Annotated in this window: 27 protein-coding genes; 7 read left to right on the top strand and 20 right to left on the bottom strand. The window is 50.1% G+C overall.

Annotated features, from left to right (window positions below; translation table 11 throughout):
- Window positions 1-9: 9 nt before the first annotated feature.
- The 17 genes from XMG59_RS07585 to ffh form a co-directional block, all read right to left on the bottom strand.
- On the bottom strand, window positions 10-597 hold the full coding sequence (locus XMG59_RS07585; protein WP_173483788.1) for a YqiA/YcfP family alpha/beta fold hydrolase: 588 nt from the start codon (window positions 595-597) through the stop codon (window positions 10-12).
- Complete coding sequence (locus XMG59_RS07580; RefSeq protein WP_173480225.1) at window positions 597-1,049, bottom strand: DUF1249 domain-containing protein; 453 nt, start codon at window positions 1,047-1,049, stop codon at window positions 597-599. The genes XMG59_RS07585 and XMG59_RS07580 overlap by 1 nt, the downstream gene beginning before the upstream one ends.
- Window positions 1,042-1,677, bottom strand: a complete 636-nt coding sequence (locus tag XMG59_RS07575) for an NUDIX domain-containing protein (protein ID WP_173480224.1) — start codon at window positions 1,675-1,677, stop codon at window positions 1,042-1,044. The genes XMG59_RS07580 and XMG59_RS07575 overlap by 8 nt, the downstream gene beginning before the upstream one ends.
- Window positions 1,674-2,561 carry a deoxyribonuclease IV gene (nfo, locus tag XMG59_RS07570; protein WP_371731420.1) on the bottom strand — a complete coding sequence of 296 codons (888 nt, stop codon included), beginning with the start codon at window positions 2,559-2,561 and terminating at the stop codon, window positions 1,674-1,676. Before nfo ends, XMG59_RS07575 begins: the two co-directional genes overlap by 4 nt.
- Window positions 2,549-2,731, bottom strand: a complete 183-nt coding sequence (locus XMG59_RS07565) for a hypothetical protein (protein ID WP_173480223.1) — start codon at window positions 2,729-2,731, stop codon at window positions 2,549-2,551. Before XMG59_RS07565 ends, nfo begins: the two co-directional genes overlap by 13 nt.
- 21 nt (window positions 2,732-2,752) lie before the next feature.
- Window positions 2,753-4,483 (bottom strand): single-stranded-DNA-specific exonuclease RecJ, encoded by a 1,731-nt coding sequence (gene recJ / locus XMG59_RS07560; RefSeq protein ID WP_371731421.1) that lies wholly within the window; start codon window positions 4,481-4,483, stop codon window positions 2,753-2,755.
- On the bottom strand, window positions 4,480-5,277 hold the full coding sequence (locus XMG59_RS07555; RefSeq protein ID WP_173498469.1) for a YdcF family protein: 798 nt from the start codon (window positions 5,275-5,277) through the stop codon (window positions 4,480-4,482). Before XMG59_RS07555 ends, recJ begins: the two co-directional genes overlap by 4 nt.
- A 35-nt stretch (window positions 5,278-5,312) precedes the next feature.
- Window positions 5,313-6,707, bottom strand: coding sequence for a threonine synthase (thrC, locus tag XMG59_RS07550; protein ID WP_173480221.1), 1,395 nt, complete (start codon window positions 6,705-6,707; stop codon window positions 5,313-5,315).
- Window positions 6,708-6,719: 12 nt separating this feature from the next.
- Window positions 6,720-8,021 carry a homoserine dehydrogenase gene (locus tag XMG59_RS07545; RefSeq protein WP_173480220.1) on the bottom strand — a complete coding sequence of 434 codons (1,302 nt, stop codon included), beginning with the start codon at window positions 8,019-8,021 and terminating at the stop codon, window positions 6,720-6,722.
- A 239-nt stretch (window positions 8,022-8,260) separates the two neighbouring features.
- Window positions 8,261-8,977: a DsbC family protein gene (locus tag XMG59_RS07540; protein ID WP_173480219.1), complete on the bottom strand. Its 717-nt coding sequence runs from the start codon at window positions 8,975-8,977 to the stop codon at window positions 8,261-8,263.
- Window positions 8,978-9,012: 35 nt separating this feature from the next.
- The gene (xerD, locus tag XMG59_RS07535) at window positions 9,013-9,939 is read right to left on the bottom strand and encodes a site-specific tyrosine recombinase XerD (RefSeq protein ID WP_371731422.1); all 927 of its coding nucleotides are present in this window, start codon (window positions 9,937-9,939) and stop codon (window positions 9,013-9,015) included.
- Window positions 9,939-11,273: a hypothetical protein gene (locus XMG59_RS07530; protein ID WP_173489034.1), complete on the bottom strand. Its 1,335-nt coding sequence runs from the start codon at window positions 11,271-11,273 to the stop codon at window positions 9,939-9,941. Before XMG59_RS07530 ends, xerD begins: the two co-directional genes overlap by 1 nt.
- 127 nt (window positions 11,274-11,400) lie before the next feature.
- On the bottom strand, window positions 11,401-11,757 hold the full coding sequence (gene rplS / locus XMG59_RS07525) for a 50S ribosomal protein L19 (protein WP_173480217.1): 357 nt from the start codon (window positions 11,755-11,757) through the stop codon (window positions 11,401-11,403).
- A 28-nt stretch (window positions 11,758-11,785) separates the two neighbouring features.
- The gene (gene trmD, locus XMG59_RS07520) at window positions 11,786-12,526 is read right to left on the bottom strand and encodes a tRNA (guanosine(37)-N1)-methyltransferase TrmD (RefSeq protein WP_173480216.1); all 741 of its coding nucleotides are present in this window, start codon (window positions 12,524-12,526) and stop codon (window positions 11,786-11,788) included.
- A 3-nt stretch (window positions 12,527-12,529) separates the two neighbouring features.
- The gene (gene rimM / locus XMG59_RS07515) at window positions 12,530-13,063 is read right to left on the bottom strand and encodes a ribosome maturation factor RimM (protein WP_173480215.1); all 534 of its coding nucleotides are present in this window, start codon (window positions 13,061-13,063) and stop codon (window positions 12,530-12,532) included.
- 20 nt (window positions 13,064-13,083) lie between these two features.
- On the bottom strand, window positions 13,084-13,332 hold the full coding sequence (gene rpsP / locus XMG59_RS07510; RefSeq protein WP_173480214.1) for a 30S ribosomal protein S16: 249 nt from the start codon (window positions 13,330-13,332) through the stop codon (window positions 13,084-13,086).
- Between the two features lie 168 nt (window positions 13,333-13,500).
- On the bottom strand, window positions 13,501-14,883 hold the full coding sequence (ffh, locus tag XMG59_RS07505) for a signal recognition particle protein (RefSeq protein WP_173482986.1): 1,383 nt from the start codon (window positions 14,881-14,883) through the stop codon (window positions 13,501-13,503).
- 161 nt (window positions 14,884-15,044) lie between these two features.
- Between ffh and XMG59_RS07500 the strand changes: the two genes are divergently transcribed.
- Window positions 15,045-15,839 carry an inner membrane protein YpjD gene (locus tag XMG59_RS07500; protein WP_173498468.1) on the top strand — a complete coding sequence of 265 codons (795 nt, stop codon included), beginning with the start codon at window positions 15,045-15,047 and terminating at the stop codon, window positions 15,837-15,839.
- Window positions 15,840-15,904: 65 nt separating this feature from the next.
- Window positions 15,905-17,182 carry an HlyC/CorC family transporter gene (locus XMG59_RS07495; RefSeq protein ID WP_173498467.1) on the top strand — a complete coding sequence of 426 codons (1,278 nt, stop codon included), beginning with the start codon at window positions 15,905-15,907 and terminating at the stop codon, window positions 17,180-17,182.
- Here XMG59_RS07495 and XMG59_RS07490 read toward each other — a convergent pair.
- Both XMG59_RS07490 and XMG59_RS07485 read right to left on the bottom strand, forming a co-directional pair.
- A complete protein-coding gene (locus tag XMG59_RS07490) occupies window positions 17,130-17,348 on the bottom strand; it encodes a DUF1289 domain-containing protein (protein WP_173480210.1) in 219 nt (72 codons plus the stop codon). The two genes, XMG59_RS07495 and XMG59_RS07490, sit on opposite strands and share 53 nt — an antisense overlap.
- Complete coding sequence (locus XMG59_RS07485; protein WP_173498466.1) at window positions 17,348-17,944, bottom strand: CoA pyrophosphatase; 597 nt, start codon at window positions 17,942-17,944, stop codon at window positions 17,348-17,350. The genes XMG59_RS07490 and XMG59_RS07485 overlap by 1 nt, the downstream gene beginning before the upstream one ends.
- Window positions 17,945-17,997: 53 nt before the next feature.
- On the opposite strand from XMG59_RS07485, the gene XMG59_RS07480 reads away from it, so the two are divergent.
- Window positions 17,998-18,579 carry an NUDIX hydrolase gene (locus XMG59_RS07480; RefSeq protein ID WP_173498465.1) on the top strand — a complete coding sequence of 194 codons (582 nt, stop codon included), beginning with the start codon at window positions 17,998-18,000 and terminating at the stop codon, window positions 18,577-18,579.
- The gene (locus XMG59_RS07475; RefSeq protein WP_173498464.1) at window positions 18,579-18,896 is read left to right on the top strand and encodes a helix-turn-helix domain-containing protein; all 318 of its coding nucleotides are present in this window, start codon (window positions 18,579-18,581) and stop codon (window positions 18,894-18,896) included. The genes XMG59_RS07480 and XMG59_RS07475 overlap by 1 nt, the downstream gene beginning before the upstream one ends.
- Here XMG59_RS07475 and XMG59_RS07470 read toward each other — a convergent pair.
- Window positions 18,890-19,372, bottom strand: a complete 483-nt coding sequence (locus XMG59_RS07470; protein WP_173498463.1) for a MarR family winged helix-turn-helix transcriptional regulator — start codon at window positions 19,370-19,372, stop codon at window positions 18,890-18,892. The genes XMG59_RS07475 and XMG59_RS07470 overlap by 7 nt on opposite strands.
- A 203-nt stretch (window positions 19,373-19,575) precedes the next feature.
- Here XMG59_RS07470 and XMG59_RS07465 point away from each other — a divergent pair, with 203 nt between their 5' ends.
- The 3 genes from XMG59_RS07465 (at window position 19,576) to XMG59_RS07455 (ending at window position 22,770) form a co-directional block, all read left to right on the top strand.
- Window positions 19,576-20,571, top strand: a complete 996-nt coding sequence (locus XMG59_RS07465) for an ABC transporter substrate-binding protein (protein WP_173482988.1) — start codon at window positions 19,576-19,578, stop codon at window positions 20,569-20,571.
- Window positions 20,572-20,648: 77 nt separating this feature from the next.
- Window positions 20,649-21,545, top strand: coding sequence for a proline/glycine betaine ABC transporter permease (locus XMG59_RS07460; RefSeq protein ID WP_173498462.1), 897 nt, complete (start codon window positions 20,649-20,651; stop codon window positions 21,543-21,545).
- Window positions 21,538-22,770 carry a glycine betaine/L-proline ABC transporter ATP-binding protein gene (locus tag XMG59_RS07455; protein ID WP_173498461.1) on the top strand — a complete coding sequence of 411 codons (1,233 nt, stop codon included), beginning with the start codon at window positions 21,538-21,540 and terminating at the stop codon, window positions 22,768-22,770. Before XMG59_RS07460 ends, XMG59_RS07455 begins: the two co-directional genes overlap by 8 nt.
- The last annotated feature ends 170 nt before the right edge of the window (window positions 22,771-22,940 follow it).

Raw genomic sequence — 22,940 nt, 5'->3', positions numbered from 1 at the left:
TCTCTTTTCCTAGCCGTTCTCAGGCTGCCAGCGATTCTCAGCAAAGGCAAAAATCGTCGGCAACATGGATTCAAAATTCTCAAAGCCGTGATGGCCGCCCGGTTGAACAATCTGCGAGGACTCACTGTAATAGCTAACAGCCTCACGATAGTCGAGGGTCTCATCTCCCTCTTGCAGCATCAGCAGTAGACGTTCCGGGTATGTCAGTTGAGGATAATACAACCGCTCTAACTGAGCCATATGTTCAAGCGTCAATTCATACTCTTCGCCAGAGTAGAAATTCTTTTGCGGACCTAGTAACGCACCCAACAGTGTGTGTGGCGCAACCGCCGGGTTAACTAAAATGGCTTTTACATGTGCGTAGCGCTCACTGAGGCAAGTCGCATAAAAACCACCCAAAGAGCTGCCAATCAATAGTAGCTCGTCATGCTGCTGAACAATCGTCTCTAGCTGCTGCATCGCCTCTTCTGGCCAGTGCGACAATGCGGGTACTGATAGCTGCGATGCCCTACCGATCGACTCAAAGTGGCGTATCAACTGCTGACCTTTAAGCGACTCGGGTGAACTGTTAAAACCGTGAATATAGAGAAAATGCATTACTGTCCGCTCACCACCTTCACATCATGACGCACACCCTGAGTCGCACAGTGTCCTAACCACTCCGCAAGATGTTGATTAAGCTGGTATTTTTCATCTGGCTGATGCATCGCATCATTAGGGTAATCGTAACGTCCAGGCAGTTGTGAGCGACGTTTTAAACAGACCACTTCCGCCATCCGTGCATCATGATAGAGACGTATCACAAAAGACTGTGGGTTAAACCATGGGGAAGCTTGCTCAGGCCAGTAAGAGAGTGTCCACGTCGAGGTGTAGGCAAACTCCTCATCGCGTTTAATGGCGACAACATAGGCGTGTTGATGCCACTCGATACGAAACTCAATAGACTCCTGCTGAGCAGGAAGCAGACGCATCAGACGGGCATAGTTGGTCTCAGAGACAACACTCTGTTTTACCAAATCCGGTACGTACTTACGCTTCACATCATGCATCAACAGCACCTTGTAAACTTAATTTATTCAGCGCCAGCCACTGCAAACCTATGATGGCAGGCGAACTATTAATAACACCCTGATTGACTAACTCTATGGCATCATCACTCGAAAGGACGTGAACACGAATATCTTCACCCTCCTCCGGCAAACCATGAATGCCTCTGGCCTGCTCCGAATCCACCTCAGCATAAAGCAGATCGATCCACTCATCACAGCCACCGCCACTGGGCAGATAACGAATAATTCTACGCGGCTCGCCGATCACCAAGCCAGCCTCCTCAATCGACTCACGCTTAGCAACCTGTACAGAGCTTTCACCCTCTTCCACCACACCAGCAACCACCTCAAGCATCCATGGAGAGGGGCCCTGCAGAGACCCAACCCGAAACTGCTCAACCAACACGACAGAGTCCTTCGCAGGATCATACAGCAGCACACAGACCGCATCTCCCCGCTGAAACAGCTCGCGTGTGATCTCAATCGATTGACCTAAAAAAGTCTTATGCTCAAGCGTTAACCGCTTAACCCGAAAATAACCCTGAAAGGCCGTCTCATCGTTGATCAAGCGATAATCTTGTTGCCCAAAGCTGGGAGCCCAAGCCGGTTTGGAGTGCTCAGAACTCATTGCGCAGCCTGTTTCTCGCCAGCAAATTGACGCAACTGCTGAATCTCTTCTGGCCAAATCGTCTCATCAATAGTCTCTAAACAGAGCGGGACACCACGAAAACGATCGTCCTGCATGATGTAACGAAACGCCTCCCAGCCAATTTCACCCTGACCCAATGAGTGGTGACGATCGACGCGACCACCCAGCGCTATTTTAGAGTCGTTAATGTGCATACCGCACAACCTATCAAAGCCGATCAGTCGTTCAAACTCGGCAAAACTCTGCTCACAGGCTTCAAAAGTGCGTAGATCATAACCTGCAGCAAAAATATGGCAGGTATCGATGCAGACACCAATGCGTTCAGGGTATCGGCTTTTGTCGATGATGGCCGCAATCTCTTCAAATCTGTAACCTAAATTGGATCCCTGCCCCGCCGTCGTCTCAATCACGGCGATGACCTGTTCGGTCTCCTGAGTCGCGATATCGATCGATTCAGAGATGGTCGCTAAACAGCTTGTCACATCGATCTTTTTAAGATGACTGCCCGGATGAAAATTCAGATAACAGAGCCCTAACTGCTCGCAACGCTGCATCTCATCAACAAAGGCGTCGCGTGACTTCTCAAGTGGCTCTGCCTCTGGGTGCCCCAAATTAATCAGGTAACTGTCGTGCGGAAGAATTTGCTCTGGCAGAAAGCTATGCTCGGCACAGTTCGCTTTAAACTGCTCGATTGTCTCATCGGCAAGCGGCTTAGCTACCCACTGTCTCTGATTCTTAGTAAACAGCGCAAACGCATTGGCACCGATCGCCGCCGCATTCAATGGCGCATTCTGCACCCCACCCGCTGCGCTAACATGGGCACCAACGTAGTAGGGCTTCAGTGAGTTACTTACAGCTTGCACGCACCACCTGCACAGTCGTCAAAGTCCATCGACTCAAGCTCCATTCGCTCAGAGTGTGCGCTTTTAATCACCTTCAATAGACTACCCTCAGCGGATCCATCTTCAGCGACTCCAGCACGCTCAAATACAGAGACCAAAATACCCAGTTCGTCTGTCGTAAAATCGTTCATTCTCTTCTCCTTATTATCGGGCTAGAGTGGCTTAAGCCACTCCACCATTAGCTGTAAGCTGCGCTGCCCACGAAATTCATTGATATCCAATCGGTAGACGGCACGCACACGATTGATCGACGCATTCGGCCAAATATCAGACTCTACATTAAAGGCGATTGCATCCAGTGCCAAGCCTGTTGTCGGCTCTTGCAGTACCATTTTCAGATGTTTTTGACCGACGATACGCTGCTGCAACAGTCGAAACTCACCATGGAAGCTCGGCTCTGGGAATTGGTGCCCCCAGGGGCCCGCTTCTTGAATCATCTGAGCCAACTCCATGGTGAATTGATTAGGTGCCAACTCACCATCTGTCTCGATCACTCGATCCAGATCCTCTTTGCGTGTCTGACGAGTCACTTCAGCCGCAAAAGCAGTCTCGAAACGGGCTAGATCCGCTTTAGAAATGGTCAAACCGGCTGCCATCGCATGACCACCAAACTTTGAAATTAAGCCAGGATGTTCGGTCGCTATACGATCCAATCCATCGCGTATATGGAACCCCTCAATGGAACGAGCCGATCCTTTAATCTCACCCTCATCACCCGGCGCAAACACGATCACCGGTCGATGCAGTTTCTCTTTAACGCGAGAGGCAAGAATACCAATAACGCCTTGGTGCCACTGCTCGTTAAAGAGCGCTATGCCGGCTGGGCGTTCCGCCTCCAAAAGATCCAACGACTCTAAATGGGCCATCGCTTGAGCCTGCATTTCAGACTCAATAGAGCGTCGCTCGCGGTTTAAGGCATCCAGCTGTTCAGCGTATTCACGGGCACGTTGTGGATCCTCCTCTAGTAGACACTCAATACCCAAGCTGATGTCATCCAAACGACCTGCCGCATTAAGACGTGGTGCAACGGCAAACCCCAAATCAGAGCTACTAATGCGTTGATTATCACGCCCAGCAACCTCTAAAAGCGCAAGGAGGCCCGGACGCGCTCTGCCGGCACGGATACGGGCCAACCCTTGATGCACTAAGGTGCGGTTATTCCGCTCCAGAGGCACTACATCGGCCACCGTACCCAAAGCAATAAGATCAAGATAGTTAGCCAAATTCGGAGCCTTAACTCCGCTCTTCTCAAACCAACCAAGCTGCTGCAGCTGACGACGAAGTGCGATTAAAAGATAGAAGATGACTCCGGCACCACAGGTCGATTTCGCCATGAACTGACAGCCGGCCTGATTGGGATTAATAATTGCCACAGCCTTGGGCAATACCGAGCCCGGCAGGTGGTGATCTGTCACGATCACATCGATCCCTAGCATATTGGCTCGATCAACACCTTCGATACTGGAGATACCATTATCAACGGTAATGATCAGATCGGGCTGCTTCTGCTGAGCAACCTCAACAATTTCCGGAGACAGGCCATAGCCGTATTCGAATCGATTCGGAACGAGATAGTCGACCTGATTAAAACCAAACGCACGCAGAGCCAGTAACGCTGTCGTCGTACTGGTCGCACCATCACAATCGAAGTCGCCAACAATCAGGATCGACTCCTGTTGCCGAAGCGCAGTGACAAGCCTTGCCACCCCGGCATCAATGCCTAACATGGCACCATCGGGGAGCAGGGTCTCCAACCCCTTTTCAAGCTCACTGAGCTCAGACACGCCGCGCCCGGCGTAGATACGCGCAATCACCGGATGCAAAGAGGCAAGTGAGGAAGATACAGCGCCTATTGGGCGCTCAATAATCATCGCTTCGCTCAAGACTCACCTGGCAAAAGCTGATCAGTTTTATCGGTTAGGTAGTAGACAACCAGGCCTATCCATTCGCGCAAACCGGTGTGAAGGTCTCGCATGTTACGCCACAGCCTTGGATCCAACTTAAAGCCTGTTGTAGTCGTCGTGTAGTAATCCACTGGGTAGGGAATGACCTGCCAACCCTGTTTCTCAAAGATACCTACAGAGCGCGGCATATGAAAAGCCGAGGTCACCAACAACCACGGCTTATCAGGCACAGCACCCAACAATTTTGCCGACAATAGCGCATTTTCATAGGTGTTTCGGGACTGGTTCTCCAAAAGGACCCTATCCGCAAGACCTATTTGCCCCAGATAATCGGCCACACCATCCGCCCCTTTGAACGATTGACGGAGAACGGACCCACTGCCACCGGTAAAGATGATTTTCGCTTCAGGAAAACGCTTAGCCAAGGCTGGAATCACCATCACCCGCTCAGCAGCGGCATTGAACTGGGACTGTTGCCAAACCGAAGAGAGCTCAGGGTTTTCACCGCCGCCCAAAATCACGATCCCGGCGGGCTCAATCTGATTCAGATCCGGTTGCTTAAAACGTGACTCCAAAGGGTACAAAACCGCATCTCCCAAGGGCATCAATAAAATCGCCATCAACAGCAGTAGATCAATAGATAGCAGCCAGCTAGCTAAGCGGCGCTTACCTAACCAAAGTAAAAAAAGGCCAAGCAGCATCAACCAGACCAAAAGATGGTCAGGTGCAGCGAGGAACCAGAAAAGCTTTGAGAGCGAGAAGAAACTGTCCATACAAAAAAACGCCCCTCAAAGGAGGGGCGATTCATTTAGCTCTTGTGCGAGTGAGTCGCCACAAACTGTTGTACTGTGGCCAGATCGTTATCCAGCACCGACAGACGCTCTTCTCGTTCAAACAGATCGCTCATATGAGCCGGCAAGCTAGGCGATTCAAGACCTGCTTTCACAACAGGATCTGGGAACTTAACCGGGTGCGCGGTGGCCAGAGTGACCATCGGTACACTCATATCACGACGACATTCGCGTGCTGCTTTAACACCAATCGCTGTGTGCGGATCCAGTAGGTACTCAGTCGACTCGTAGACATCAGCAATAACCTGACAGGTTGTCTCATCATCAACGGCGTAGCTGTTAAACAGCTCGCGAACCTTATCCCACTCACCATCACCAAGATGAACAGACTCTCTCTTAAAGCGCGCCATCAGATCAGCAACGGCTTTACCGTCACGACCATAAACATCAAATAGAAGACGCTCAAAGTTCGACGAGACCATAATATCCATCGATGGCGACAGAGTATGCTCAAGCTGACCTTTAGACATATCGTTACCGCTGATGACGCGGTGAAGAATGTCATTACGGTTAGTCGCTACCACCAACTGATCGATCGGCAGACCCATCTGTTTAGCGAGGTAGCCGGCAAAAATATCACCGAAGTTACCCGTTGGAACCGAGAAAGAGACTGGACGATGAGGGCCACCCAAGGTCAGCGAGGCTGAGAAGTAGTAGACGATCTGAGCCATGATACGAGCCCAGTTGATTGAGTTCACTGCACCCAGCTTCATACCGTTTAGGAAGCTCTGATCAGCAAAACTGTCTTTCACCATCTCCTGACAGTCATCAAAGTTACCTTCCAAGGCGATATTGAAGACATTGTCTTCCAATACGGTCGTCATCTGACGACGCTGTACTTCAGAGACACGGTTGTAAGGGTGAAGAATGAAGATATCCAAGTGATCAGAGTGACGACAGCCTTCGATCGCTGCAGAACCCGTGTCACCTGAGGTAGCACCCATAATCACCAGGCGTTCATTGCGCTGTTTCAGCACATGATCCATCAAACGACCGAGCAACTGCAGTGCGAAGTCTTTGAATGCCAAGGTAGGACCATGGAACAGCTCAAGAACGAACTCGTTGCTATCGATCTGAACCAAAGGTGCTACGGCATCGTGTTTAAAGACAGCGTAGGTCTCATCGATCATCGATTTAAGATCCCCGTCGCTAATGCACTCTTCAACGAACGGCTTGATCACTTTGAAGGCAAGATCCGCATAGCTAAGGCCTGCCCAGCTTGCGATCTCCTCTTTCGAGAAAGTCGGTAGAGTCTCAGGTACATAGAGACCCCCATCAGACGCCAAACCAGCTAATAGCACATCCGCAAAATTGAGTGCGGGCGCATCACCACGAGTCGAAATATAACGCATCGAAAATTCCTCTTAATCAGCCAGTTGTTCAACACGGATGCGGGTCACTTCACCCACAACGTCTGGCAGTGCTTCGATCTCGCGAAGCGCTTCGTTCATTGTCGATTCAACCACTCGTTGAGTCAGCAGAATGACAGGCACCTGTGATTCACGGATCGGTTTCTGAATCACGGCTTCAATATTGATCCCTTTTTCACCGAGGATGCGGGTAATGTGAGCCATCACGCCTGGGCGTTCAACGGCTTGCAAGCGAAGGTAGTAAGCACTCTCAACCTGTTCAACAGGAAGCACTTCAGCATCTGAAAGCTCGCTAGGCTGGAAAGCCAAGTGGGGAACTCGGTTGTCACGATCAGCCGTGAGTGTACGAACCACATCCACCACATCGGCAACCACAGCCGAAGCCGTTGGCTCAGCACCAGCACCCGCACCATAGTAGAGGGTTTGACCAACCGCATCACCATCCACAAGGACGGCGTTCATGACACCATCAACATTGGCCAGTAACGCTTTCTCTGGAATCATCGTTGGGTGAACACGCAGTTCAATGCCCTTCGCTGTGCGGCGGCTAATGCCTAGGTGTTTGATACGATAGCCTAGCTCTTCAGCGTAGTTCACATCCTGTGAAGTGATCTTGCTGATCCCTTCGGTGTAGGCTTTTTCGAACTGCAGTGGGATACCAAACGCGATCGAGGCAAGAATGGTCAGCTTGTGCGCTGCGTCGATGCCTTCGACATCAAAGGTAGGGTCCGCTTCTGCGTAACCCAAGGCTTGGGCTTCCGCCAATACATCTTCAAAGGCACGACCTTTGTCACGCATTTCGGTCAGAATGAAGTTACCGGTACCGTTAATGATGCCAGCCAACCAGTCGATCTTGTTCGCTGATAGACCTTCGCGAATCGCTTTGATGATTGGGATACCACCAGCAACTGAGGCCTCAAACGCGACCATCACATTCTTCTCTTGCGCAGCCGCAAAAATTTCGTTGCCATGCACCGCAATCAACGCCTTGTTCGCAGTGACGACGTGTTTACCGTTTTGAATGGCCGTCATCACGAGATCAAAGGCTGTCTCGTAACCGCCGATCAGCTCAATGACGATATCGATCTCAGGGTTGGTTGCGATCTCGAAAATGTCCGATGTAACGTGGATTCCTGTCGTATCAAACGCAGGGTTAGGGCGACGCATAGCGACCTGTTCAATCTGAATTCGACGACCCGCACGACGTGCAATCTCAGACGCATTGCGATTAAGAACATCGAACGTACCGCCACCGACAGTACCCATTCCACAGATGCCAACTTTTACCGGCTTCACAACCTTACCTCATTCGAAGTGAGCTCGAGCGGTTCACCCGACCCAGAGCGTTAAAAAATGGGGCATATTATAGCTAAAAAAGGGTGTTTGAACTATGGGTATTAGGGAGGTTTTACTGATAAAAAGCGTAATTAGAGGGCGGATGTCAGGCTGAAGCCTGACACCAGTGCTTCAACCTAACTACAGAGAAACGTGACTGGCTTTCAGCCTGTCACGACCCTACCAGCATTTTCCAGAGATTACTTAATCCCCAACACCGGCAGCAGACGCTCGGCTGGCATGTAACCCGGTAATAGATCACCCGTCTCGGTAATCATCGCAGGGGTGCCGGTAACCCCTAGCTTTTGACCCAGCGCCAGCTGTTCAAGCACGGGTGTTTGGCAGCCATCCGCTTTAACAGAGCCACCATCTAGCGCTGACTCCATTGCTGCTAAGCGGTCATCGGCACACCAGATCTGATCCATACGTGACGCAGTAGCACCGCCAGGACCAGAGCGAGGAAAGGCTAAGTAAGCGACTTCGACACCCGCTTCGTTCAGAGCATCCACCTCTTCGTGCAGCTTCTGACAGTAGGGGCAATCGATATCGGTGAAGACATAAAGTCGAGTTCTCTTCTCACCTTTAGCTGGGAAAATAACCATATCGCTATCAGCCACCTGCTGCATGGCATCTAAACGCATCCCACTTAAGCGCTTCTCGGTAAGATTGATCAGACGGTTCTCTTGTGTGATCTGATACGCCTTGCCCGACAGAATAAACTGCGCATCTTCACTGACGTAGAGCACCTCACCAGAACCGAGTAGCACCTCATAAAAACCGGTCATATCGGACGGCTCAATCAGCGTAATAGGAATCGAAGGATCAACCGCTTTCAGCTTCTCTTCAATCAGGGTCTCTGTATTTGCCAGAGCCGGCAAAGTCACAAGGGACAACAACAGTACGAACAAGGTTTTCATCTTAACTCCTTAAAAATTGCGCCCAGTGTGCCAGTTTAACCCCGCGGATGAAACTGCTTGTGCAACTGCTCTAAGCGATGCGTGGCAATTTGCGTATAGATCTGGGTGGTCGATAAATTGGCATGCCCCAATAGCATCTGCACGGCACGAAGATCCGCCCCATGATTCAACAAGTGTGTTGCAAACGCATGTCTAAGCGTATGGGGCGATAGTTCTGATTTAACGCCCGCCTGCTGGGCCCAAAATTTAATACGATGCCAAAAGGTCTGTCGGGTCATCTGCTGTCCTCGACGACTCAAGAAGAGCGCTTCAGGGTTGGTAGCACCCATCAACAGTGGCCGTGCAGCTGATTGATAGCGTTTCAACCAATCAATGGCCGCCTCGCCAACAGGGACCAGTCGCTCTTTATCACCCTTACCGACAACCTGTAATAGCCCAGCCCTCAGGTCAATTTGACCCACCTCAAGCCCAATCAACTCAGAGATACGCAACCCGGATCCGTACAACAGCTCCAACATAGCTCGATCTCGCAACCCCAGTGAATCTTCAACATCCGGCGCCTCAAGCAGCGCATCCACTTCTGCTTCGGAAATGGACTTTGGCAACGCGCGCCCGCGCTTTGGATTGGAGATATTCAACGTAGGGTCAACGTCGATAACACTTTCGCGCAATAGGTAGCGATAAAATCCACGGATACAGGAGAGTTGTCGAGCAGTCGAGCTGGCTTTAAACGCTTCAGACAGGCGCCAGGCAAGATAGTGCTGTAAATCGGACTGCGTAACAGCCATCAGTGATTTACCCTGCTGATTCAACCAACAGGCAAACTGATTCAGATCGCGTCGATAGGAGCTCTGCGTGTTGTCACTTAAGCCACGCTCCATCCACAAGCCTTGAATGAACTCTTTGATTAACGCGGCATCTTTGGAGTCAGGGCTTTGCGCAGTAAAACGTGCATCCGGCACTAACGGTAGACCTCAATAGTTTCTAAAAAGTTACGATCAACAGAGTAGGAAGCATACCCTTGATCGACCCTTCTTAGTAGAACTAACTTATTGTCTGCCACCTCGATCAAACGCCCCTCAATAAAGCGCCCGAAGTGGGTGTAGAGACGAATCTGATACTGTAGATAGTCATCCAGCTCATCAAAGCTAGCAGGATAGAACTGCTTAGAATCCTCAAGCTTTTGCACTTCGCGACTGGAGAGAATCTTCTCCTTGAGCTGCTCAACATTGACCAATCCCTCCTCCTGAGGGGTTAACTGTTCAGCCTGCTCCGCATCTGGCAACAGGGACTCCCAATCCAATCCCGCTAAATCAAGCCCCACCGAGTTGATGCGCAAAGAGGGATTCAAGCGTTCAGCTAAGACGTGGGGGGCGTTCATCAATACGAACAGCTCACTGCCCATACCGCCTGCGGGTGAGATGCCCAAATCAACACTTGAGCCCGGAGCAATAGCCTGCTCATAGGCATTCCAAAGCCGCTCTGGTACCTGCATACCCAACTGTGTAGCCTGAGCTTTTAACAGATCGGCATGCACCAAGCGGTACTCCGCCTCGGTTACATCAGTCTGTTCAGCACAGTAGGTATCGCGGCGAGCATTAAATCCAAGGTCTTGGTAGGCAAACTGAAAACGCTGGACTCGCGGACTGGCCGCCAACAAGGTCTGTGGTGCAAGGTATCCAGGTGTAAAACTAACCTCCAACACCAATCGTTGCGAGGCGATCCCCAACAGCTGAATCTGACTACCCAAGACTAGACGTCCATTATCGTTATCTGGGTCTAAGCGAATGTTAAGATCCGCCTGAATTTCGAGGTATCCCATATCTCGTAACACAGGCAGAGAGAATTCACGCACATCGCCACAACCCAGAGCGGCGATGTTAACTAACCCTTTGCTCGCAGCAGCACTCTGATTCGCAAGGGCCGTCTCCATAAAGTCGGATGCCAGATCCATTCTTAACTTATCGATTTTGATGGCCAAGAAACTGGGCCAGTCAGAAGCACTGCTGACAGGAGAGGGTTGCAAGAAGAAGAGCGGCGCGTCCGCTCGAATACTGATATTGGCCACTTTAATGGCAGACTCATAACCGAAAGGAGCCGCCTGCAGCGACTCAATTCGGACTTCACCGCGTGGATCCAGAACCAACTGCTCATAGTGCACACGATAGCCAGGCAGCAGAACCGTCAACGTATCATCGATATAGGCTTTAGCTTTGTAATAGACATAGGCATAACCGCCCCCACCGACCAGTAGCGTCGCTATCAATAACAGTAGAACGGTTTTAAACCAACGCAAAGGATTCCCCCCAACAGTCATCACTTCATACTAGACCACTATTAGAAATAGGAGAAATTTGAGCAATAAAAAAGGCGACCCATGGTCGCCTTTTTTAATCGAGATCAACTCAGTTAATAAAATTAACTTAGTTAAGCTTCTCTTTGATACGTGCAGACTTACCGCTACGCTCACGTAGGTAGTAAAGTTTCGCCTGACGAACGTCACCACGACGCTTAACTTCGATCGCTTCAACCGCTGGGCTGTAGGTCTGGAAAGTACGCTCTACACCCACACCGTGAGAGATTTTACGTACAGTGAAAGCAGAGTTTAGGCCGCGGTTACGCTTACCTAGAACTACACCTTCGAACGCCTGTAGACGGCTACGGTTGCCCTCTACTACACGTACTTGAACTACTACAGTGTCACCTGGGCCGAAGTTCGGTACTTCTTTACCAGTTTGTTCAGCTTCGATCTGCTGAATGATTAAGTTTTTGCTGCTCATCGCTCGCTCCTAACTTTTCAACTGCGGACTACTTTTTAGTCTCGCCGATGTATTCGTTTAACAACGTTTGCTGTTCTGGGTCCAAATCGATCTTCTCTAGCAGATCAGGGCGACGCTCATAGGTCCTTCCTAACTGCTGTTTTAGGCGCCATTTACGTATCTCTGCGTGATTTCCACTCATCAATACCGACGGTACGCCAACGCCATCTAACTGTTCTGGTCGTGTGTAGTGTGGACAATCAAGCAATCCTTCCGAGAAGGAGTCCTCTTCAGCAGAGGCTTGGTCACCCAGTACACCAGGCACCATTCTTGATATCGCATCGACCATCACCATGGCTGGGAGCTCACCACCACTCAGGACAAAATCACCGAGTGACCACTCTTCATCCACTTCCGCTTCGATCAGGCGTTCATCAACCCCTTCGTAGCGACCGCAGACAAAGATCAAACTCTCTGCCGTGGCCAGTTCTGTCACACCTTGTTGATCTAAGCGTCTGCCTTGTGGCGACAGATAGATCACTTTAGCCTGACTGGGTGCTGCCGCTTTCGCCGCCGCTATCGCATCTCTCAATGGCTGAACCTTCATCAACATCCCAGGACCACCACCAAAGGGGCGATCATCGACGGTGCGATGTTTGTCGTGAGTAAAATCTCTTGGATTCCAACTCTCGACTTGGATCAGTCCGTTTTTAACTGCTCTGCCTGTAACACCAAAACGGCTAACCGCCTCAAGCATTTCAGGGAACAGCGATACGATCCCAAACCACACAACTTAGAACTCTGGGTCCCAATCGACCCGCATTGTTCCAGCGTTTAAATCAATTTGTTTGATCACCTGATCCGGTACATATGGGATCAATCGTGTCTCACGATCAACGCTCTCGTCTGTACCTTTAACAACCAACACATCATTTGCGCCGGTCTCTATTAGGTGATCTACCCGACCCAACAATTCGCCGGATTCGGTATAAACCAATAATGTCTCTAATTGACTCCAGTAGTACTCACCGTCATCCAACACTGGTAGAACCGAGCGTGGTACTGCAATCTCCGCTTCACAATATTGGCGGGCTGCTTCGGGTGAATCTATAGAGTCTAATTTTGCGATTAAACCCTTACCCTGTTTTTTAGCGCTGGTGACCTTAACCGGTACCCATTCGCCTTGCTGTTTTACCAACCAGGGGCGATAGCTTAGGATATTCTCCATCGAATCAGTGTATGAGTAGACTTTAATCCAACCCTGTACACCGAAAGGTGAGTTGAAGCGTCCAAGAACTACGTAGTCCTCTGCTGCAATCTCTGCCACTGCTATCAGGCCTTAATCAATTACTTAGCTTTACGTGCTTCTTTAACCAGTGTGCTAACACGTTCGCTCATTTGAGCGCCCTTGCTAACCCAGTACTCTACGCGCTCTAGATCAAGACGTAGACGCTCTTCCTGGCCGCGAGCAACAGGATTGAAGAAACCAACACGCTCAATAAAGCGGCTGTCACGCGCAAAACGAGAGTCTGCGACATGAATGTGATAGAACGGACGCTTTTTAGCGCCACCACGGGACAAACGAATAGTGACCATTAAGGACCCCTTTATTTCGCGGATGGGTTTTGAGATCGCCCATCATTGTTGTTTCTTCACCAATCCCAGCAAATTGCCCAGACAGATGAAGGCCAAATTAAATAGGGCGCAGATTTTACGTGAATACTGCGCCCATTAAAAGCTATTTTTTGATCAGAGTTTGATCAATTACATACGTGGGAAACCACCAGGACCACCCATACCCGGTGGCATCATCCCTTTCATGCCACGCGCCAGTTTCGCCATACCCGATTTAGAACCAAACTTCTTCATCATCTTAGCCATCTGCTTGTGCTGTTTAAGCAGGCGATTGATCTCTTGGATGTTGGTACCCGAACCAGCCGCAATACGGCGCTTACGCGAGCCGCTGATAATATCTGGGTTGCGACGCTCTTTAGCCGTCATCGAATCGATGATCACGGCAAACTTCTTCATGCCCTGCTCAGCCTGAGCCGTTTGTGCCGCCTGGATCATCTGCCCCATACCCGGCATCTTCTCCATCATCGACATCATGCCGCCCATGTTGTTCATCTGATTGATCTGATCACGGAAGTCTTCTAGATCAAAGCCCTTACCTTTGCTGACCTTCTTCGCCAGCTTTTCCGCTTTATCCTTATCAATCTTGCGCTCAGCTTCCTCAATCAAGGAGAGCACATCACCCATACCCAAGATACGCGAAGCAACACGATCAGGGTGGAAAGGCTCAAGGGCATCGACCTTCTCACCAACACCTAGGAACTTAATAGGCTTGCCAGTAATGTGGCGTACCGACAGAGCCGCACCGCCACGGGCATCACCATCGGTCTTAGTCAGAATCACACCAGTAAGAGGCAAGACTTCATTGAAGGCTTTTGCAGTGTTCGCAGCGTCTTGACCCGTCATAGAGTCAACGACGAACAGCGTCTCGACCGGATTAACCGCTGCATGCAGCTCTTTGATCTCAGCCATCATGGCATCATCAACCGCTAGACGACCCGCGGTATCGACGATGACTACATCATGGTGTTGAATTTTTGCATGCGCCGTCGCGCCATTAACGATATCGATCGGCTTCTGCTCAATTGTGGACGGGAAGAACTCGACATCCACCTCACCGGCCAGCGTCTCTAGCTGACGAATCGCTGCTGGACGGTAGACGTCAGCCGATACGACCAATACCTTCTTCTTTTCACGCTCACGGAGGAAACGCGCCAGCTTTGCAACCGAGGTGGTTTTACCCGCACCCTGCAGACCCGCCATCATCACCACAGCAGGTGGCGTTGCCGCTAGGTTGAGCTGTTCGTTCGCTTCACCCATCACGCGAACCAACTCTTCGTTAACGATCTTAACGAAAACCTGACCAGGACTTAGGCTTTTAGAAACTTCCTGTCCAACAGCACGCTCTTTAACCGCGTTTACAAACTCTTTAACCACCGGCAGAGCAACATCAGCCTCAAGAAGCGCCATACGTACTTCACGCAGCGTATCCTTGATATTGTCTTCGGTCAGTTTCGCGCGTCCTGTAACGGAGCGAAGCGTGCCAGTTAAGCGTTCTTGAAGATTTGCAAACATTCTATTCCTCATTGTGCGGGTCTAATGGGTCGTTTCGATATCGAGATATCCCGCCAAATTTGCGCCGTAGTATAGCGCAGGGACAGGCTGACTGTATATTTCGCATCCCAGCAATTTGTGCCACACTTGTGAAATTAGGTTTACACAGTCCGGAGTTTTGGATGCTATCGCTATTTACCCTTGCCGCCATTGGCCTCTATCTGATTGCCAGCCAGTGGCAAATGAAGCAGTTCGCGACTCAACAAGGCGGTCCACGCAACCGCATACAGGCGTTTGGTTCCATCGCCGTCATTTTTCAGCTGATCGCAACCTTAGAGATCATTTCGGGCGGATTTGGCTTAAACCTCAGCTTCTTTGTTGCTGGCTCGATGATCTCGATCGCCGTGGTCGTTCTTCTGCTGCTGGGTAGCCTGCGTCATAAACTCGACAATCTGTTTATGTGGGTCTTTCCAATGGCCGCCATCACTTTGGCTCTGGCTTACGCTTTCCCCGGCGAAGGGACCAAATCAAGCTACAGCGCCGGACTGCTGAGCCACATTCTATTGTCGATCATCTCCTACAGCCTGTTTACCTTAGCGGCACTACAAGCTCTGTTGCTCTCTAAGCAGGAGCATGCTCTGAAAAGCCACAAGACCAGAGGCCTACTGAACACCCTGCCACCACTGCAGGTGATGGAGAACCTACTGTTTGATTTGATCACTGCGGGTCAGGTAGTGCTGACGTTGGCGTTGATAACGGGGTACGTCTACACCGATGATCTGTTTGCACAACACCTCGCTCACAAAACGCTGCTATCCCTTGGTGCCTGGGTTATCTTCACCATTCTGCTAACAGGGCGTGCGATGTTTGGTTGGCGTAGCCGCACTGCTCTACGCTGGACACTCAGCGGCTTTGTTCTGCTGATGCTCGGCTTCTTTGGTTCAAAGGCCGTTCTAGAGCTAATACTTGGGGCTTAATTGGGTTGACACCCAGGCCCCATCTACACAAAATGAGCTTCCGTTAACAATATAGGCATTTCCCCTTGGAAGACGCGTCGATAAGCTCGCTCTCAATTCTTCTGTTTATTCTGATCCTCTGTTCTGCATTTTTCTCTAGTTCAGAAACTGGCATGATGTCGCTCAATCGCTACCGTTTGAAGCATTTAGCGAAGAATAACCACCTAGGTGCACGCAAAGCCGCCAAACTACTAGATCGCCCAGATCGTCTGATCGGCCTGATTTTGATAGGCAATAACTTCGTCAACATTCTCGCATCAGCCATCGCGACCGTCATTGCTGTTCGAATTTGGGGCGATGCAGGTATCGCCATTGCGACCGGTGCCTTGACGCTGGTCGTGCTGATTTTTGCGGAAGTGACGCCTAAGACACTGGCAGCCATGTATCCAGAGAAGGTGGCTTTTCCGGCCTCCTATGTTTTAGTACTGCTACTTAAAGTGTTTTACCCCTTAGTGTTTGCCGTCAACCTCATTACCAATGGGATTTTCCGCCTACTCGGTATCAAGACGACCGGGGAAGATGCCCATAACCTCAGCACCGAAGAGTTACGCACCATCGTGAACGAGTCAGGCGCTCTGATCCCTCAATCGAATCAATCGATGCTTTTGGGAGTTCTAGAGCTTGGTGAAGTGACCGTTAATGACATCATCATTCCACGCAACGAGGTAGAGGGCATCGATCTGGACCATGAGATGGACCAGATTCTTGAGCAGCTCTCTAAGACCAAACATACCCGCCTTCCGGTCTACCGTGGCGACATCAACCAGATCGTCGGCGTACTGCACATGCGCAATCTGGCCCAGTTGATTCAACAGGGCAAGGTCACCAAACCGGCCATTATGGCGGTGGTTCATGAGGCCTACTTCATTCCAGAGAGCACACCGCTGCAGACACAGCTCCTTAACTTTCAGAAAGAGAGCCGCCGCATCGGCGTCGTCGTTGATGAGTACGGTGATGTACAAGGCATTGTCACCCTGGAAGATATCTTAGAAGAGATCGTCGGCGAACTCTCTAACGATCAATCCGATATCCATGAAGACATCCACCAACAGGAAGATGGCAGCTACTTTATCGATGGCTCGGCTTATATTCGTGAGATCAATAAAGCACTGAATTGGGAGCTATCGACCGAAGGACCAAAAACGCTAAACGGTCTAATCACAGAACAGCTTGAATCTATTCCCGATGCTAACGTCTGTATCGAACTGAATGAGTACCGTTTAGAGACGCTACAAATCAGTGACAACCTGATTAAGACGGTTCGTGTCCAGCGTCTCGAGATCGAGAGTGACGCGGAGGAGTAGCCTCCCGCTCTCGAATCAACGCCCAGACTTCACGCTTCTTCTCGTTGGAGTAAGTACTCCAATAGGCGATCTCTAGACCTGAACGACGACAGGCAATACAGAGATCGTCCTCATCGAGAGCGCACACGCCCATGCAAGGATTGGGAATCGGTTTTTCTGAATCCATTAAGTTCGCTCTGGCCTCGGTCTGGTTTGAATCTGTGCATCAAAGGCACTGTTTAATAGCTCGGCAATGACCCAGGCGGTTAGCCCCCAGATCTCATAGCCTTGATAATCCCATGCTGGTGCATATCGAGTCCTACCGGATAGATCCATGAACTGATCAAATCGCGCGCGGCCCGGCTCCATAAAGAAGCTCAACGGTACTCGAAAAACGGCTTCGATCTCATCGGGATTAGGTTGCTCGACCACCGTATGCGGCACAACACCGACCCAGGGAACCACTTTGAGGCGATGCTTAGAGAGCACATCACTTAAAGCGCCCAAGGGCCTAACTTGTGAAGGCTCAATACCCAGCTCTTCATGGGTCTCACGCAAAGCCGTAGCAAGAATATCCTGATCCTCAGGATCTCTGCGACCGCCTGGAAAAGCCACCTCACCAGCATGACTCGACAGCCTGCTGTGCCGCAAGGTCAGTATCACCTCTGGTACCGCTAGATCGGTGATTAGCATCATCACACCCGCCTGCTGATCAGACGAATAGTGGTCAGATAGCTGCCAAGGCTTGTAGTGAGTCAGGGTTTGCTCTATTTTCGAAATCATTAGTTTAATCATACACCGAATAGAAGAAAGCTACGCAAAAGATAGGAGATTCGATGAAGTTCTGCAGCGAGTGTGCCACACCAGTTGAATGGACCATTCCAGAGGGTGACCACCTTCCCAGACACGTCTGCCCCAACTGCGAGACGATCTTCTACTCCAACCCCAGAATCATCGCCGGCTGCCTACCCATCTGGGAAGACAAAGTGTTGATGTGTCGTCGCAACATCGAACCACGCAAAAACTATTGGACCCTACCGGCAGGCTTTATGGAGAATGGTGAGACGACTGAACAGGGTGCCATGCGTGAGACTTGGGAGGAGGCTGAAGCGGAAGTCGATATTATCTCGCTCTACACTCATACCTCCATTGTGCATGTGAATCAGCTGCAGCTATTCTTCCTAGCCAAGATGCGCACCCCAAGCTTTTCAACGACGTCAGAATCCAATGAGGTCGCACTGTTTAGCGAAGATGAGATCCCCTGGGATGAGATCGCCTTCCCAACGGTCAGCAACGCACTTCGTCTGTTCTTTAAAGAAAGAAACTCCGGCGGGCCGTTTAACTTCCACAGAATCAGTATCGATCGCCACAACGAGCAGAACAACGCATCGACCACCCAGCATGAGATTCACATTTAATGTCAGTGTTAAAAGAGAGCAAAGCGGCCAAAGCTTTCCAACGCAAACTGCTGATCGCTTGGTGCATTGATCAGCACCCAGGCAACCTCACCCACCTACAGAAACTCACGGGCATGCCAAGACGGACACTGCAGGATGCCATTAAAGATCTGGATGATCTGTCAATCGAGTGTTCATTTCAACAGACTGAGGGGGCTTTGAATAACCAAGGCGTCTACCGAATTGATCAGTGGGGTTGTATTGACCCAAACTGGGTTAGCCAGAATATTGAATCAATCGCAGGATCGTTAGAGATAAAGCTTCAGCTCGACTACTGATTCGCCGTCGCCGCCAAATCGAGAAGCGGCGAAGCATCGATAGCCTCAGCATCCATCATCTGAGCAAGATCCTGCAGGGTATTAACGACCTGGAATCGCTTCGCTTCAGATAACTTAGAAAAGCGCTCTTCAAAACGCTCATGCAGTAGTGGTGGAACGGAACCAAGGGTAGAGGCACCCTCTTCGGTCAGACGCGCATTTACTTTACGCTTATCGGTCACTGAACGAACACGCACCGCTAAACCACGTTGCTCTAGGCGATTTAAAATAGTCGTTACCGTCGCCTGACTCAGAGAAACGCTTTCAGATAGCTTCTTAACAGTCACATCACCTAGATCCCCAATCGCACGCAACACCATGACCTGCGGAATGGTGAGGCCACAGCTCTTCGCTATACGCTTTGATTGAATATCCGTCGCACGAATAATCTTACGCAGAGCAATGAGTACATCTTGTGATTGCTGAATGTCTGTCATGTAAAGCCTGTCATTGAAATAAGTTGCACGATTAACAACGTGCTGAGCGGGCGCATTTATAGCCCATCCTCTTTTCATCATCAATCACTATTTAAATAATTACAACTATAATTATTTGAACTCTAATGATTAGACCTGTTAGGATGTTTATCACGACAGGTTAATAGCCTGATAAGAAACTGAAAACGAATGGGAACAGACACATGAAAAAACAGATTCTTGCTGCATCACTGCTAGCCGCTAGCTCAACTGCATTTGCAGGTTCACACGCGTCTTGTGGTGACGTTCAGATTGCCGACATGAACTGGGCATCAGCAACATTTATCGCCAACGTTGACCGCTTCATCCTAGAGCACGCATTTGGCTGTAACGCTGAAGTTGTTCCTGGCGACACCGTTCCGACTTCAACGTCAATGATTGAGAAACAGCAGCCAGACATCGCACCTGAGCTTTGGACTAACTCTTTCAAAGAGGGTCTAGAGAAAGCGGTAGCAGAAGGCAAACTATCGGTTGCTGGCAAAGTCTTCAGCGATGGCGGTGAAGAGGGCTTCTGGGTACCTAAATACATGGTTGAGAAGGATCCAAGCCTTGCAACAATCGAGGGTATCAAAGCAAACGCAGCACTGTTCCCACACCCAGAAGATGATTCAAAAGCAGGTTTCGTAGGCTGTCCTTCTGGTTGGGGCTGTCAGATCACTGCAGGCAACCTTCACAAAGCACTTAACCTAGCCGATGCTAACTTTGAACTGGTTGATCCAGGTTCTGCAGCAGGCCTAGACGGTTCGATTGCACGTGCATACGAGCGCGGCCAAGGTTGGTTCGGTTACTACTGGGCACCAACAGCGATTCTTGGTAAGTACGAGATGGTTAAAGTGGACTTCGGTTCAGGTGTTGATGAGCAGCATTTCATCGACTGTATCTACAAAGCAGACTGTCAGGATCCAAAACCGTCTATGTACCCTGAATCACCTGTCTACACATACACAACTGCTGAGTTCTCTAATCGCGCTCCAGCAGCAGCTGAGTACCTAGCTAACCGTTCTTTCACAAACCCACAGCTTAACAGCCTTCTAGCGTGGATGGATGAGAACCAAGCAGATGGTGAGTACGCAGCTGAGTACTTCCTAACCGAGCACGCAGACATTTGGAAAACGTGGCTAACAGCTGATCAAGCGGCTAAGGTTGAAGGCGCTCTTTAATCCTTAACAACTGCGTTATACTCACGCCTCGCTTTGAATAAAAGCGAGGCGTTTCTGTGTAATAACAAGAGGTATCTATGGCAGAGAAATCCTGGTTAACGGATATTCCTGAGATGGACCGAAGCTCACTACTGCAGCTTCGCAAAACGATGGACGGTGCATATCGTGAATTTTCACGTGAATATGGCGACTCTATCGAAGCATTTTTTGATCCGCTTCTTACCTTCTTAATCTGGTTTGAAAAACTCCTACTCAACAGCCCTTGGTGGTTGGTTCTGGGTGTCATTGCTGGTCTTGCCTATGCTGCAAGTCGCTCAGCTAAACTGACGATCGGCGTTGCTGTATCCCTGGTTGTGGTTGGCTACTTTGGCATGTGGGACGACACCATGCGGACCATGAGTATCATCACCGTCTGCACACTGATCTCTATTGTATTGGGTATCCCAATCGGCATTGCCATGGCGCGATCTAACCGCGTGCAATCCACTGTCACTCCGATGCTCGATATCATGCAGACCATGCCAGCCTTCGTCTACCTGATCCCGGTCGTTATGCTTCTGGGTATTGGCCGTATCCCTGGCGTGATCGCGGTAGTGATCTATGCTATCCCGCCTGTAATTCGCTTAACCAATTTGGGTATTCGCCTGGTTGATAAAGAGGTACTTGAAGCAGCGACGGCCTATGGTGCTAACCCACGTCAGCGTCTTTTAGGTGTTCAGCTGCCGTTGGCGATGCCGACAATTATGGCGGGCATCAACCAGACCATCATGATGGCGCTCGCCATGGTCGTTATTGCCTCTATGATCGGTGTAAAAGGCCTTGGGCAACCGGTACTTAAATCGATCACCAACCAATACTTCACCATCGGTCTTCTGAATGGTTTAGCCATCGTTGTACTTGCGATCATCTTTGACCGCGTTTCACAGGCATACGGAAAGCGCACTCAGGCGCACCTAGGAGGTGGCCATGAGTAATTCAGACGTATTGATTCAGGTTAAAGATCTTTACAAAGTCTTTGGCGACAAACCAGAAAGCGTTATGCCGATGGTTAAAGCGGGTAAAAGCAAGGATGAGATCCTAGCGGAAACTGGCCACACCGTCGGTCTTAAAGAGATCGATCTCGAAATCAAACGCGGTGAGATCTTTGTCATCATGGGCCTATCCGGCTCAGGCAAATCAACACTGATTCGCCACTTCAACCGCCTAATTGAACCGACTGCGGGTGAGATCATTGTTGAAGGCACCGACGTCATGAAACTCAACACTAAGGAGCTTGAACAGTTCCGTCGTCACAAGATGTCGATGGTGTTTCAACGCTTCGGTTTGATGCCTCACTACACAGTACTCGATAACGTCGCATACGGGCTTAAAATCCAAGGTGTCGACAAGTCAGTTCGTGAGCAGAAAGCGGTTGAGTGGTTAGAGACGGTTGGTCTGAAAGGCTATGAAGAGCAGTACCCAAACCAGCTATCGGGTGGTCAGCAGCAGCGTGTCGGTCTTGCTCGCGCACTCTGTACTGATGCTGAAATCCTCTTGATGGATGAAGCCTTCTCGGCACTGGATCCTCTGATCCGTTCAGAGATGCAGGATCAACTGATTGAACTGCAACACAAGCTCAATAAGACCATCATCTTCATCACGCACGATTTGGACGAAGCACTACGCCTAGGTGATCGTATCGCGATTCTTAAAGATGGCCTGCTGGTCCAGCAAGGTGAGCCAGAAGAGATTCTACTTAACCCTGCCGATGAATACGTAGAAGCGTTCGTTAAGGATGTGAACCGTGCCCGCGCATTGACGGTAGAGACTGTTATGAAGGAGCCGGAACACCGTATTACAGCTGAAACCATCGGTGAAGCGCTGAAAGAGATGAAGAGAGGCGCTTACGATTACGGTCACGTGGTGGACGATTCAGGTAGCTACCAAGGCACCGTCACTCAAGAATGGCTTGAAGAGGAAGCTAAGGGCGGTAATGCAGATTCCACTTGGGAAGAAGCCGATCTAACCGAGACAACGACCATCACCTCTGATGCAGTACTTGAAACGGTTATCCCGGAGACGCTTGAAGCGGATCACCCAATCCCTGTTGTGGATGAAGAGGGGCAGCTACAAGGTGAGCTATCTCGCTCAAGTCTGGCGGAAGTACTGGTCGACTCTTCTGAAACAGAGTCAGAGTCTGAAGAGAATCAAAAGGTTTAACAGACCCATTGATACAGATTCAAAAAAGCCAGCTCATGTAGCTGGCTTTTTTTCGCCCTGAATAAAACAGGGCCCGTGCGAGTAATTCGACACGGGCCCATAAAAGGAACAACAACGTGTAAATATTATCAGAGAGAAGTAGGAAAAGTACAGTCCTCAACCCTCAGGAG

The organism is Marinobacterium sp. xm-g-59, from assembly GCF_013283315.1.
GTDB lineage: Bacteria > Pseudomonadota > Gammaproteobacteria > Pseudomonadales > Balneatricaceae > Marinobacterium_E.
Note: the sequence above shows the minus strand (reverse complement) of the source record. Positions and strands in the feature narration are given on the sequence as shown.